Annotated in this window: 13 protein-coding genes; 5 read left to right on the top strand and 8 right to left on the bottom strand. The window is 72.6% G+C overall.

Going from position 1 to position 13,436, the window contains the following annotated elements; genetic code table 11:
• Positions 1–69: 69 nt before the first annotated feature.
• Entirely contained in the window at positions 70–399 is a 330-nt protein-coding gene (locus P696_RS0114775) for a DMT family transporter (protein WP_026412949.1), read from the top strand.
• 46 nt (positions 400–445) lie between these two features.
• On the opposite strand, the gene P696_RS0114770 is transcribed toward P696_RS0114775, so the two are convergent.
• The 4 genes from P696_RS0114770 to P696_RS0114755 all read right to left on the bottom strand — a co-directional run bounded on the left by P696_RS0114770 (position 446) and on the right by P696_RS0114755 (position 4,580).
• Entirely contained in the window at positions 446–1,600 is a 1,155-nt protein-coding gene (locus P696_RS0114770) for a CU044_5270 family protein (RefSeq protein WP_026412948.1), read from the bottom strand.
• Complete coding sequence (locus P696_RS0114765) at positions 1,597–2,190, bottom strand: RNA polymerase sigma factor (protein ID WP_026412947.1); 594 nt, start codon at positions 2,188–2,190, stop codon at positions 1,597–1,599. The genes P696_RS0114770 and P696_RS0114765 overlap by 4 nt, the downstream gene beginning before the upstream one ends.
• A gap of 92 nt (positions 2,191–2,282) precedes the next feature.
• On the bottom strand, positions 2,283–3,032 hold the full coding sequence (locus P696_RS0114760) for a hypothetical protein (protein WP_026412946.1): 750 nt from the start codon (positions 3,030–3,032) through the stop codon (positions 2,283–2,285).
• A gap of 141 nt (positions 3,033–3,173) precedes the next feature.
• Complete coding sequence (locus P696_RS0114755) at positions 3,174–4,580, bottom strand: aldehyde dehydrogenase family protein (RefSeq protein ID WP_026412945.1); 1,407 nt, start codon at positions 4,578–4,580, stop codon at positions 3,174–3,176.
• A gap of 224 nt (positions 4,581–4,804) precedes the next feature.
• Here P696_RS0114755 and P696_RS45555 point away from each other — a divergent pair, with 224 nt between their 5' ends.
• On the top strand, positions 4,805–6,415 hold the full coding sequence (locus P696_RS45555; RefSeq protein WP_051467612.1) for an alpha/beta fold hydrolase: 1,611 nt from the start codon (positions 4,805–4,807) through the stop codon (positions 6,413–6,415).
• A gap of 212 nt (positions 6,416–6,627) precedes the next feature.
• Positions 6,628–8,067, top strand: coding sequence for an alpha/beta fold hydrolase (locus P696_RS0114745; RefSeq protein WP_026412944.1), 1,440 nt, complete (start codon positions 6,628–6,630; stop codon positions 8,065–8,067).
• A gap of 79 nt (positions 8,068–8,146) precedes the next feature.
• Here the strand turns inward: P696_RS0114745 and P696_RS45550 are convergent, their stop codons facing one another.
• Positions 8,147–8,416 carry a hypothetical protein gene (locus P696_RS45550; protein ID WP_051467610.1) on the bottom strand — a complete coding sequence of 90 codons (270 nt, stop codon included), beginning with the start codon at positions 8,414–8,416 and terminating at the stop codon, positions 8,147–8,149.
• 281 nt (positions 8,417–8,697) lie between these two features.
• A complete protein-coding gene (locus tag P696_RS0114735; RefSeq protein ID WP_026412943.1) occupies positions 8,698–9,321 on the bottom strand; it encodes a hypothetical protein in 624 nt (207 codons plus the stop codon).
• A gap of 265 nt (positions 9,322–9,586) precedes the next feature.
• On the opposite strand from P696_RS0114735, the gene P696_RS45540 reads away from it, so the two are divergent.
• Positions 9,587–10,036: a hypothetical protein gene (locus P696_RS45540; RefSeq protein ID WP_051467608.1), complete on the top strand. Its 450-nt coding sequence runs from the start codon at positions 9,587–9,589 to the stop codon at positions 10,034–10,036.
• 196 nt (positions 10,037–10,232) lie between these two features.
• Positions 10,233–10,460 (top strand): hypothetical protein, encoded by a 228-nt coding sequence (locus P696_RS0114725; RefSeq protein WP_034484972.1) that lies wholly within the window; start codon positions 10,233–10,235, stop codon positions 10,458–10,460.
• Positions 10,461–10,546: 86 nt separating this feature from the next.
• Here the strand turns inward: P696_RS0114725 and P696_RS52465 are convergent, their stop codons facing one another.
• On the bottom strand, positions 10,547–11,845 hold the full coding sequence (locus P696_RS52465) for a cytochrome P450 (RefSeq protein WP_170026462.1): 1,299 nt from the start codon (positions 11,843–11,845) through the stop codon (positions 10,547–10,549).
• Positions 11,846–12,334: 489 nt separating this feature from the next.
• Positions 12,335–13,375, bottom strand: coding sequence for an ABC transporter substrate-binding protein (locus P696_RS0114710; RefSeq protein WP_026412940.1), 1,041 nt, complete (start codon positions 13,373–13,375; stop codon positions 12,335–12,337).
• Positions 13,376–13,436: the final 61 nt, after the last annotated feature.

Raw genomic sequence — 13,436 nt, 5'->3', positions numbered from 1 at the left:
CCCCCCACCGGGACCGGCCTGCCCCGGTGGGGGCGGGCCCCCGTTTCGTCACCTCGAAAGTTGCCCGAGATGCCCTACGTCCTCCTCGCCCTGGCCATCGTGTCGGAAGTGATCGCGACGCTGTCGCTGCGCGCGTCCGAGGGCATGTCCAAACTCGGTCCCGGCGCCGTCGTCGTGGTCGGGTACATCGTGTCGTTCACGCTCATGGCCAAGGCCCTGACCTCGCTGAACGTCGGCCCGGTCTACGCGATCTGGTCGGCGCTCGGCACCATCGGCGCGTTCGCGGGCGGCGTCCTGCTGTTCAACGAGCCGATCCGTCCGCTCAGCGTCGCGGGCGCGGCCATCATCGTCCTCGGCGTGATCGTCATGAACCTCGGCGGCGGCGTCACCCAGGGCTGATTCGGCCTTCCCAGAGGTCGATCGGCAGTGGGGGACGCCGTCGTCCTCACTTCCCGGCGATGGGCGGGGCCTGGTCGGTGTAGCCGAAGTCGAGCACCGAGGTGTACTCCAGGTCCTTGGTTCCGGTCATGCCGGACTCCAGGGGGGCGCCCGTCCGCGGGTCGATCACCAGCCGGTAGGCGCCCGGGCCGACCCCCTCCGAGCCCTTGCCGATCCGTGTGAGCGCCTGTCCCCGGCGTCCCCTCTGGTCGGTGACCATGCCCAGGGAACGGACGTCCGGGAGATCCGCCAGCACGCGATAGGCGGCGGCGCGCACCGCCGGCCGCACCGGGCCGATCGGCACGGCGATGAGGTACAGGGCCGCGGTCCAGAGCTGGGCGGAGTCGCCTTCCACCGGACCCATGAGCCCTCCCGAGCGGGTCCAGGCGAGCAGTTGCCGCCGCAGCGTCGCGGTGTCGTCCGACAGTTTCGCGACGTTCAGCCCGCTGGGAGGCTGTCCCATCATGCCGGGTGCGGTGCTCAGGGGTGCGATCCGCACGGGCCTGGGGCGCATGGGGAACGGCTGGCACCGCAGGGACGCCTCGCGGTCGCCGTCAGGCGGGTTCTTGCCCGACCCGCCCACGACCGTGCTCTGGGAACAGACGCCCTGGACCCATGCCGGACTTCCCGCGGCACGCCACGCCTCGGCGTCCGCGGGGGTCGCGGGCCGGGAGGCGAGCTCCTGGCTGGACTCCCAGCTGGTGACGCCGGGCGACGTGGAGTACCACAGGTCCTCGACGACCCGGGTCACGACCCTGAACCGGTGGCCCGCCGCGCTGCCGCGGCGTTCCCGGCCCGCTTCGGTGGAGAAGCGGAAGTAGCGGCCCGCCGGGGCCGCGGCAGCCGTCCTGGTGGCGGCGGCGAGGAGGATGTGCCGCGCCTGCCGGTCGGACGTGGGCGAGGCGGGCGCCGCGCCGTTGCCCGCCAGCATCACCGCCGCGACGCCCGCGGCCACCACGGGCGGCAGGCCCGCGCCGAGCACCCAGCGCCAACGCGGCTTCGGCGACCACCGGCCAGGGGTCCGCCGGTTCGTCGACCGGGGGCTCGTGTCGGGCTCGTCACCGTTCGCCAGTCGCAGCAGGCGCGCGCGGCCGGACGCCGCGACCTCCGGGCCCGCCTTCGGCTCGGCGAAGATCTGCTCGATCATCTTCAGCTCGTTCATGAGTCCCTCTCGTCCTGTGCGGTCCGGTCGCCGAGCGCGCGGCGAAGTCGCGCCTTGGCGCGGTTGAGGCGGGATCCCACGGTTCCGGAGGGAATCCCCAGGGCCTGCGCGATGTCCTCGTAGCCGAGCCCGCCCAGCGCGGAGAGGAACACCACGTCCCGTTCGCCCGGTGACAGGTCGCGCATGGCCCGCACCAGGGCCGGACGGAGCATCTCGGCGGCGACCCGCGCGGTCGCCCGCTCCTCGTGGCCGTCCACGGAGTGCTCCGCGCCCATCCGGCCGATCGCCTTCAGCCGCCGCTGCTCCGAACGCCGGTGCTGGGACACCAGGTTGGTGGCGATCCCGTACAACCAGGGCCGGACGGCCGTGCCGCGCGACGGGTCGAAGGCGGCGCGGCGGCGGAAGGCGATGAGGAACGTCTCGGCGGCGAGGTCGTCGGCGGTCTCCCGGCCGAGCCGCGCCGCGAGGTAGCGGTGGATGTCGTCGAAGTACCGGTCGTACAGCTGCGCGAACGCCTCGGGGTCGGTCAGGGACGACGTGACGAGGCCGGCGTCGTCCTCTATTTCGTCCACCTTCGGTGGAGCTGCCATCGGCTTCCTTTCGGGTCGCGGTCACCCTGTTGTTGGCCGACGACCCGATTCTCTTCGCGCCGATCGCGAAGCCCGTTCTCCGGGGGCGGGGGCTACTGGTACATCTGGCCGCAGACGGCGATGCGGGCCAGGTCGGCCCAGGACATGGCCGTGATGTCCCGGACGTAGGAGCGCGGCACGGCGGTGCCCACGGCGTCCGGGAGGGGGACGCGGGCGCCGTCGGCGGCGTCCCAGCCGCCGACGCTGCCCGCGACGGCGCACTCCAGGTAGGTCGCCGGGTCGAAGTTGTACCAGCGGGCCGGGGTGGCGCGGCGTCCCGACCCGGCCGGACGGGGCGCGTCGACGCCGAAACGGGCACGCGGGCCGGGCGGGCTGTCGGCGAAGTCCTCCAGGTCGGCGAGCTGGGACAGCAGGACGCGCTCCCAGTCGCCGTGGTCGGACGGCTCGTCCCCGGCGAGGGCGAGGTCCTTGGTGCGCCACGCGGGATCGAACGGGGGAGGCGGGGACAGGGCGGCGGCGGTGAACATCGCGGCCACGTCGTCCGGCTCGACGCCGCCGCGGTCCCGCAGGGGGCCGCTCACCTTCCACAGCGCCCGCAGGAACGCCGACAGCGACCACGACGCCGACCGCGCCTCCTGCCCGAGGTGCAGGAAGTGCAGGTACAGCTCACGGTTGGTGCGCAGCACCGGCTCCGGCGGGCCCGCGACCCAGTAGTGCTGCTTGTGGGGGACGCCGCTCTCCAGGACCAGGGCGCGGGCGAGCGCGGAGATCCGCGAGTCGAAGCTCGCCACCCGGAACTCGTTGCCGAGATCGTCCTGGCGCATGACGTCCCACGTGCTCATCCAGGCCCTCCACGCTTCGTCCGGTCCCGCGCAAAGTGTCCCATCCCGGCGCTCTGCCGCCAGTAGCCGCCGCGTCACTTTCCGGACTCGGTTCCCGCCCTTGTCCCGAGCCGGGGCAGGGCGGGAACCGGGCGTGGACGGTCAGGAGCGGGCGCGGTGGATCACCTGGAGGTCGGTGAAGCCGTGCAGGCCCCAGGGGCCGTTCTCCACGCCGACGCCGCTCCACTTGAAACCGCCGAACGGCTGGTGCGGGGCCAGGGCGAGGTGGGTGTTCACCCAGGACGTGCCGCATTCGAGGCGGGCGGCGACGTCCGCGGCGCGGTCGGCGTCGCCGCCCCACACCGAGCCGGACAGGCCGAAGTGGGTGCCGTTGGCGCGGGCGACGGCCTCGTCCAGGTCGCGGTAGGCGATGACGGGGAGGGCCGGGCCGAACTGCTCCTCGTCCACGATCCGGGTGCCGTCCTCGGCGCCCGCGAGGACGGTCGGCTCGAAGAAGTAGCCCGGACGGTCCATCGGACGCCCGCCCGCCGCGGCCTTCGCGCCGCCCGCCAGAGCGTCGGCGACCAGTTCCGACACGCGTTCGAACTGGGGCCGGTTGTTGATCGGCCCGAACTGGACGCCCTCGGACGTCCCGTCGCCGACCTTCGCCTCGCGCGCCCGCGCGGCCAGCGCCTCCACGACGTCGTCGTAGAGGGCCTCCGGCGCGTACACGCGCTTGACGGCCGAGCAGACCTGGCCGTTGTTCATGAACGCCGCGCCGAACAGCTTGTCGGCGACGGCGGCCGGGTCCACGTCGTCCAGCAGGATCGCCGGGTCGTTGCCGCCGAGTTCGAGGGTGACGCGCTTCAGGTCGGGCGCGGCCGACGCGGCGACCCGCTTGCCGGTCGCGACGGACCCGGTGAAGCTGATCTTCCGGGGGACCGGGTGCGCGGTCATCCACGCGCCGAGGTCGTCGCCGCCGCTCACCACGTTCAGCACGCCCGGCGGCAGGACGTCCCGGAGCGCCTCGCCGAGCAGCAGGCTGGACAGCGGCGTGTACGGGGACGGCTTGAGCACGACGGTGTTGCCCGCGAGCAGCGCCGGGCCGAGCTTCCAGGCCGCCAGCAGCAGCGGGAAGTTCCAGGGCGTGATCGCCGCGACGACGCCCAGTGGACGACGCACCACCTCGACGAGCGCCGACGCGTCGTCCTGGACGACCTCGCGCGGCATCTCCAGGTCGGCGAAGTACTTCAGCCAGACCCCGGCGCCGACCGCCTCCATCGTCGCGTCGCCGAGCGGCTTGCCCTGCTCGAGCGTGATGACCCGGCCGATCTCCTCCGACCGCGCGAACAGCACGTCCGCCGCCGCGCGCAGCGCCTCGCGCCGGGCCTTCTCGTCGGTCCGCCAGCCGGCCTGTGCCGTCCGGGCCGCGTCCATCGCCGCGTCGAGCTGCTCCCTCGTCGCGTCCGGCGCCCGCTCGGCGACCTCGCCCGTCGCCGGGTTCACCACCCCGAACGTTCCAGCCGCCGCGACGGCCTCGCCGCCGATCGTCATCGAGTACCCGGCCATGGGACCTCCCACCTCGGCACTACCGAACGGGATTCAGTATTCACCCCGGGGACGGTCACGACCACCCCGTCCGGCTCATGAGGGTGCGGAGGCGGCCCTCGGAGAGGGGGCGCGGCGGTGGGGTTTACCCCACCTGATTCCGGCATGACAGCCCGATGGGCCTTGATCATTTCGGCCCGTAGCGTCGTGTTCGCTAGTGACGGTCCGACCCAAAAGGGGGTTTCGTGAAGAAGCTAGTCGCCGCGGTCGCGGCGGCCGGTCTGGGCATCACCGGACTCGGCGTCCTCGCAGTGACGGGCGCGTCCGTAGGGGTGTCCTCGGCCACGGACGCGTTCGAGGCGCTCCGCCCTGCGAACCTCAGATGGCACGCCTGCGGCGCGGACATCGTCGGCGCCGCGAAGGTCTACGACCGGCTCGGCCCGGTCCGGGTCTCGAAGATCATCCAGTGCGCCGAACTGAACGTCCCGCTGGACCACGCCCGCCCGCGCGGCCAGAAGATCACGCTTCAGCTCACCCGGCTCCCGCACCGGGGCACCGGCAGGGCCAAGGGGGACATCGTGGTCAACCCGGGCGGGCCGGGCGCCAGCGGCGCCCTGTTCGCCCCGGCCGTCTACGCCCTGAACTCCGCCCCGATGCAGGCGGCCTACAACGTCGTCGGGTTCGACCCGCGCGGCATCGGCTTCAGCAAGCCCGCGCTCAGGTGCGACCCCGCCTACGGCAACGCGCCCCGTCCGGCCTACGGCCACGGGGACGCCGGGCTCGAGGCGAAGTGGCTGAAGCGGTCGAAGGCCTACGCGGACGCCTGCGCCCGCAAGTACGGCAAGGGCTCCGCCGTGAACATGCTCGACCACATGAAGACCATCGACGCCGTCCGGGACCTGGAGACGATCCGGTCCGCCCTCGGCACCGGGAAGCTGAACTACTACGGCGGCTCCTACGGCACGTACCTCGGCTCGGTCTACGCCACGGTCTATCCCAAGCGCGTCGGCAAGATGGTCCTCGACGGCAACGTCGGCCCGCGCAACGTCTGGTACGGCGCCCAGGCGCCCCAGAACATCGCGTTCAACGAGAACATGGAGTACTACTTCGGCTGGCTTGCCCGGTACGACGACCGCTACCACCTGGGCAGGAGCAAGGCGGCCGTCCGGAAGTTCTACTACGACCTGGAGGCCAGGCTCACCAGGACGCCGCTCGTCAAGAACGGCGTCGCGGTCGGCGCGGCCGAGCTCGTCGACTCCCTCCAGAACGTCGCGTACAAGCGCACCCAGGGCCTGTGGCACACCTACGCCACCGGCCTGGCCGCCTACAGGTCCGGCGACACCGGCACCTTCCTCGACACCTTCGGCGCCACCACCACCGGCGGCACCGACGACAACGAGTTCGCGGCCTACCACGCCATCCAGTGCTCGGACGTGAAGTGGCCGTCGGACTGGCGGAAATGGCGCGCCGACGCGTCCCGCATGGACCGCAGGGCGCCGTTCTCGACCTGGTTCAACACCTGGTACAACGCGCCCTGCATGTTCTGGAGGGCCAGGCCGGGCACCCCGGTGAAGGTCGGCCGGACCCCGGATCTGCCCAAGAACATCCTGCTGTTCCAGGCCACCAACGACGCGGCCACCCCGTACGCCGACGGCCTGGCGCTGCAGAAGATCCTGAAGGGCTCGCACCTGGTCGTCCAGGACGGCTCCCGCGACCACGTCATCGTGCACCGCGGCGACCTGCGTCCGGGCGGCGTGGACGCCTACTTCGACGCCTACTGGCTGCGGAACAGGCTGCCCGCCAAACCCGTGGTGCACGTCTCGCAACCAGGCGACCCCACCCCGCCCAAGCCCTGATCAGGTAGGAGCGGCCGGACGGCCCCGGGGAGCGGCGCGCAGGTCCTCCCGTCGTCACCGAACGACCGGCTCCGGCGCGCCGCGCCGCAGGTGGGAGGCACCGTCCAGGGGGACGGGCCGAGCCCGCGGCGCGGTGGCCGGAGTCGGCTGCCGGGTGGCCGGTTCCGGCGAAGCCGCTGGGCTCGGCCGGACGGGCGGGACATCATCCCCCCATGCGATCACGACTCTCCGCGGCGCTCGTCGCGGGACTGACGTTGACCCTGGCGGGAGGGACGGCGACGGCGGCGGCGGCCGTACGGCCCCCGATGGCCCCGGCGGCGCCCTCGGCCGGGCCGGGGTTCGTCAGCCCGCATCCGTGCGACGGGCAGCCCGGCTTCACGTGCGCGACGCTCCGGGTCCCGCTCGACCACAGGGACCCGTCCAAGGGCACGCTCGACCTGCAGGTCGGGATGTCCGACACCACCACCGCCCCCAAGGGGACCCTGCTGTTCCTGACCGGCGGCCCCGGCCAGCCCGGCGTGCCCTACCTGACCCGGATGACGCAGCAGCGGCTGCCGGAACTGGCGAAGAACTACCGGTTCGTGATGATCGACCAGCGCGGCACCGGCCGGTTCGGCGCGATCGACTGCCCGAAGATGCAGGCGGAGGTCGGCAGCTCCGACATCGCGCCCGCGAGCCAGGACGCCGTCGCCGAGTGCGCGTCCGTCGTCGGCGACAGGCGCAGCTACTACACGACCGAGCAGACCGTCGGCGACCTGGACATGTTCCGCAGCGCGCTCGGCGTGAACAAGTGGGTCGTGGACGGCGTGTCCTACGGCTCGTTCACGGCGGCGAACTACGCGGCCTTCCACCCCGGCCACGTCGACAAGGTCGTCCTGGACTCGGTGCTGCCGCACTCGGACCCGAACCACGAGCAGATGCTCTACACCACCGGGCAGCACGCCGTGGCGCGCGTCCTTCGCGACGCCTGCCAGACCGCCCCGGCCTGCGGCTACGACCCCGCGCAGGACGTGGCGTACCTGGCGCGTCACCGCGAGGACGCCGTCCTGCTCTGGGACGCGCTCGTCTCCTACGAGTTCTTCGACCCGTCCTACCGCGACCCGAACCCGGCCGGACTGCCCGCCGGATCCGGCGACGTGATCGGCGCGATGCACGCCGCCCGGCTCGGCGACCCCGCCCGCCTGGACGCGCTGATGAAGCTGATGGCGCCCGGCGGTGACCCGGTCGCGGGCTTCAGCGCCGGTCTGCACGAGGCCACCATCTGCGGCGACGGCGTCTTCCCGTGGGGGACGTCCGAGACCCCGGTCGCGCGGCGTCCGGCGGCCCTGGAGTACGCCCGGCGGCATCTGCCCGCGAGCGCGACATGGCCGTTCACCTCCCGCACCGCCGCGGGGAACGGGTTCATCCAGGAGTGCCTGACCTGGCCGGTCGCCCGCCACAACGCCGAGGCGAAGCTCAAGCTCCCGCCGGTGCCGATCCTGCTCGTGAACGGCGACCACGACCTGTCCACGCCCATGGAATGGGCCAAGGAGGAACTCGCGAACGCCCCGCGCGGCAAGCTCGTCATCGTGAAGGGCGCGAGCCACTCCATCCAGAACCGCGAGCGCGGCACCCAGGGACGCGAGGCGGTCTACACCTTCCTCAACGGCTGACCTTCGCCTGCGCGAGGAGCCGCCGCCGTCCGGACGGATACATCCCCGTCCGGACGGCGGCGGCTGTTCGTCGCTCGCGTCAGACGCTGAGCATCCGGTCCACCAGGTCGCGGTAGGCGCGCAGGGTCTGCCGGAGTTCCTCGGTGTCGGACGGCTTCCGGTCTCCGGTGCGCGCACGACCGTCCAGATCGCGCTTGCGAGTGGTCAGGGCCCGTTCGATCGCGGTGACCATCTCGGCGGTCAGTTCGTCGGCCTTCCGGACCGACTCGCCCGGATCGTCCACGAACACCGACTGCAGCGCGTGCCAGCGGTTCCGGTACCGGGCGGCCTCCTCCGGCGGCAGCAGCACGTCGCCGGAACCGGAAGTCCCCGTACCGGCGTTCCCTGCCGCATGGGCTCCAGGGCCCCTCGCCGCCGCATGGTCTTCGGGCGTCGCGCCGTCGGGTGCCTTGGCCGCCGGCGGGGTGGCACCGGACCCCGGGGCGCGAGGTGCGGGTACCCGGGGCCCGGCCTGACCCCGGCCCGCGTGTCCGGCGACGACGCGATCCGCGGGCGGCGTGGGCGGTGTTCCCGGCGCGTCCGGACGGCGCGGGTCGCGTGCCGGATCGGAAGGGGCGGTGGGCATGGCGATCAGCTCCTCGGCGCGGGGCCGCCGCCCCGCTGCTCGGCTGCGGCCCCGGGCGCGGCCTCGTGCCCGGCGCGCTCTCCGGCCCGGTCCCCGGCGTGCTCCGGGACCAGGTCCTCGAACAGCGCGCGGTAGTGCACCATGGCCTGCCGCAGATCCTCGGTCGACGTCTTCTCACGGGTGGCGCGCAGGCGGATGTCGCGCCCGCGCCGGTAGTGGTCCAGGGCGCGCCCGTGCTCCACCGACAGGTGGGCCGCGCGGTCCTCGAAGTCGCGGGCGGGATAGCCCCGCTTGTCCATCACGACGGTCACCAGCCGGTCGGCCTGGTCCAGGGCGGCCTCCGGCGCGTCCACGAACCTCTCCTGCACCTGCGTCCACTGCCCGCGGTACAGCTCCCGCTGGCCGGGGTCCAGGTCGCGCAGCGACAGCTCACCGTGCCGGCGCTCGCGGTCCATCAGCTCGTGCTCGGCGGCGGCCCTGCCGCCCTGCCGCTCCACGGCGCGGTCGTACTCGGGTCCGAAGCGCCGCCGCAGCCGGCGGGTGCGGGCCTGCCGGGCCGCCGCGGCGACCACGACGGCGACCAGGGCGACGACCACGACGGCGACGACGACCATGACGGCGGTCGACATTGCGTCCTCCTCATGCCTCGATCTCATGTCTCGGTTCCGGCTCATGCCTCGATTCCGACGCGCGCCGGAACGAACGGGCCGCCGATGCCCCCTCGCCTCCCGTCGAAACGGACGCGCCCCCAGGGACGGACCGCAGCCGTGAATCGGTCAGGACCGGATTGGTCCGGCAACGGCGTATTCACCCCGGGATGCTGGCGTTCGTGGTCTGATGGTCCGGTGACCGCGCCCCCTCCCGGCGCGGCCGGGCGAGGGGAGGTGACGCGCGGTGCGCCACGCTGCCGGACTCCTCCTCGGCATCCTGCTGACCCCCGCGCTGCTGGCCGGGGCGGCCTGGGGCTACGCGCAGGCGGCGGCGTCCTTCGACGGCGGCGACCGGGTCATCACCGACCACACCCGCGGCTACGGCGCGTTCGCCCTGATGGCCGCGGTCGGGCTGGTCGCCGGGGTGATCATCGTGGCGCGCTGGGCGTCCCCGCTGGTCTCGCTCGTCCCGGCGCTGACGCTGATCGGGCTGTCGGCGGGGTTCCTCGCCGACCCCGGCACGGTGCTCGGCTGGCCCGCCCGGGTGCACGCGCCGGACGACCTGGACTTCGGGCTCCGGATCCTCCTCGGCTCCGGCGTGGACGCGATGCTGGGCTTCGCCCTGCTCGTCCCCACCTGGGCCCCGCGCCGCTGGGGCGGCCGGGAGCGTGGCGAACTCCCCGCCGAGTACTGAACGGCCCCGAGAAAGGTCCCGGGGGACAAAAAATGCGCCCACGGTGAGATAGCGCAGGCGCGGAAAACATGTCCACGGAAGTGTGACTCTTCACACAGTAGCATACAAACCGGATCCGGGCCGATGCGGCTGTGATTTAGGCATCAGGTCTCGGCCACGGGCCCCGCCACGGCCGGTTCGGGCGCATACTGCAGGTATGAAATCCTCTGGATCCGCCGGGCGGCGACGCCTGCCCACCAGCCCTTTCCCGCCTCCGCCCGCCGCTCCGCCCGTCCAGGAGTTCGTCCTCGACGACCGGGTCACCCACGACAAATACGGACTCGGGCAGGTCGTCGGGGTCGAGCCGGGAGGCGCCGTCCTGGTCGATTTCGGGACTCAGAAGGTAAAGATTCTCTCGCCGTACGTGAAGCTCTTCAAGCTCTGAAACCCCCGCCGAACCCGCGCTGAACGCCCGTCGAATTCCGGGGCGTTCATCCCGGATGAGACGCGGCGTTCCACCGCGTTTTCGCCCTACCTCGGAGTGAGGCGGGCGCGCATTCCGGACGGAGTGAGCGTGGACGGGCCGAAGTGGGTGGTGACCGCGTCGAGGCCGGGAACCGCCAGGTGTTTGCGCGCGGTGATGTGCGCGGCGGTGAGGGCGAGCACGGCGAGGCCGAGGTGCGCGCCCACGCAGCCGCGCGGCCCCGACGCGAACGGGAGGTAGGCGCCGGGCGCGTGGGGACGGCCGGCGCCGAGCCAGCGTTCGGGGACGAACCGGCGCGGGTCGTGCGTCCACCAGCGTTCGTCGTGGTGCAGCAGGTAGGGGCTGAACATGACGGCCGTCCCGGCGGGCACCTCGACGTCGCCGAGCGTGACCGCGGTGACGGCGTCCCGGCCGAGCAGCCAGGCGGGAGGACGGACCCGCAGCACCTCCTGCGCGAACGCCCACGTGTAGGGAAGCTCCCGCGCCGGGTCGCCGGTGACGCCGCCCGCGCCGGCCGCCTCCTCGCGGATCCGGTCCGCCGCCTCGGGGTGGGCGGCCAGGTGGTACACGATCCAGGACCAGGCGGCGCCCATCGTGCCGACCGCGCCGAGCAGCGTGAACCCCATCGCGGCCATGGCGACGTCATCGGGCACGGCGTCGGGCTGAGTCCGGATGTGTTCGAGGACCGTGCCCGTGCCCGCCGGGGTGTCGGTCTTGAGCATGGGGCCGATGGTGTCGCGGACGCGCTGGTCGGCGTCGCGGACCCGGCGCCTCAGCCGGGACGGCATCCACGACGGGACGCGCACGGCGGCCTCGGCGGCGCCCCGGGCGGCGTCGAACGAGCCGAGCACGGCGTCCACCAGCGCGGGCGACTCGTCCGGCAGGTAGAGCGGCACCAGCGCCCGGACGCAGATCTCCCAGCACGCCTCGGCGGGGTCGAACCAGGCGCCGTCGAGGGCGTCCAGGTCGGCGGCGAGCGCGTCGCGGACGACGGGCAGCCGGGCGGGCAGAGCCGCCGAACGGAAGGTCGGGGCGGCGAGCTGCCGGGCGTCCATCCAGCGCTGGGTCTGCTCGGCCGTCGGGAACCGGCCGCCCTCGAGCGGGTTGGCGTTCGGCACCGAGTCCCGGTTGGTGCGCGCCAGCACGTCGGCGACCAGGTCCGGGTCGGTCACCACGACCACGCCGGTGTCGAACCGGAACACATCGCCGTAACGGCGCCGGCAGTCGTCGAGAAAGCCCGCCGGATCGGCTTCATAGGCCGTCAGGTGCCGCGCGAGAATGCCGCCGCGCGGCCCGGGAATTCCGTCGCGTGGTCCGGGAGCCGTCTCTTTCGCGCGCTGGAACACCTCGAAGCGCCGCCTTTCCCCGCCGTCCGGTGAATGCGCATGGAAAGGCGCGATGCCGGTTCGCTGATCGCCCTGCCCGGCACCGCGCCGCCGTCTCCGCTAGCGGAGGCGGTAGATGATGTAGCGGCCCTTCATCTGTGCCTTGTGCATGCCGAGGGCACGCTTGACCAGCCTCGCCATGGCCACCGTCCTTCCGGTTCGTGCCGTTCCCGCCCTCGCGGGAGGCGTGTGCGCCCATCTAGACACACGGCCCCGGAACGGGCAACAGACCCCGGTGTCGTTTTCCTTCGACGGTGCCGACCTTATTTCGCTGTCAGCGGCACTACCTGCGGCATTACTGAGAGAAGTGGTATGAGTTCGCATTCGCACCACGGACGGCTCGGAAATGGCGGGGCCGTCCGACGCCGGAAGGGGGAACCGGCGCCGGACGGCCGGGTGGGGCGCGGACGAGGCCGCGCCCCAGGAGGCCGGGCCCTCAGGGCCTGTCCGCTACTGCTTGGCCTTGGTGACGAAGTCGGTGGTGTAGGTCTTGGAGAGGTCGATGGTGTCCTTCTTGCCCTTGACGTTCGGGGAGAACTGGGCCAGGACCTCCAGGACGTTCTTGGCGCCCTCCGGCGGCATGACGCCGTCGGCGGTGAACATGCCGATGGAATCGGTGATGGCCTTCTTGTACAGGGCCGGGTCGCCGCCCGCGTAGTCGGCGGGCATCTTCGCGGCGATCTCGTCCGGCTTGTGGGCCTTGATCCAGCCGAGCGTCTTCACGAAGGCGTTGGCGAGCTTCTGCACCGTCTTCGGGTTGGACTTGACGTAGTCGCAGTCCATGTAGAGCGACGCCGCCGGGTAGAGGCCGCCGAGGGCCTTCTGGGTGCCCTCCTTGGTCCGCATGTCCGTCATGACCTTGGCCTTGCCCGAGGTGGTGAGCTTGGCGATCGTCGGGTCGGTGGTCATGCCCGCGTCGATGCCGCCGTTGCCGAGGGCGGCGATGAAGGTCGCGCCCGCGCCCGCCTTGACGGTGGTGTAGTCCGACGGCTGGACGCCCGCCCTGACGGCCAGGGCCCGGGTGAGGAAGTCGGTGGACGAGCCGGGGCTGGTGACGCCGAGCTTCCTGCCCTTGAACGCGGCGGGGGAGGAGACCTGGCCGGCCTTGTCGGCGGCGACCATCTCGGCCTCGCCGGGCACGTCGGCGAACTGCACGACGCTCTCGATGCACTTGCCCTTGGTCTGCAGGTCGATGGTGTGGTCGTAGAAGCCGACCACGCCCTGCACGTCCCCGGAGATCAGGACGTTCTCGGCGATCGCGCCGGCGGGCTCGGTCAGCAGCTGGACGTCGACGCCCTGCTCCTTGAAGTAGCCGAGCTGCTCGGTGAGCTTGGCGGGCAGGTAGATGACCTTGTCGATGCCGCCGACCATGATCTTGACGCCGCCGCCGGAGTCACCGGCGGAGGACGACTTGGAGCTGCGGCAGGACGTGAGGGACAGGGCGGTCGTCGCGGCCAGGACGGCGGCGGTGACGCGGTACGCGGTGCGCATGGGGTGGGAACTCCAGAAGAACAGGGGGACGGGAGGAACGGGGAACGAGGGACGAGGGGAC

It is taken from the genome of Actinomadura oligospora ATCC 43269 (genome assembly GCF_000518265.1).
Classification (GTDB): domain Bacteria; phylum Actinomycetota; class Actinomycetes; order Streptosporangiales; family Streptosporangiaceae; genus Spirillospora; species Spirillospora oligospora.
This window is presented reverse-complemented; position numbering and strand designations above follow the sequence as displayed.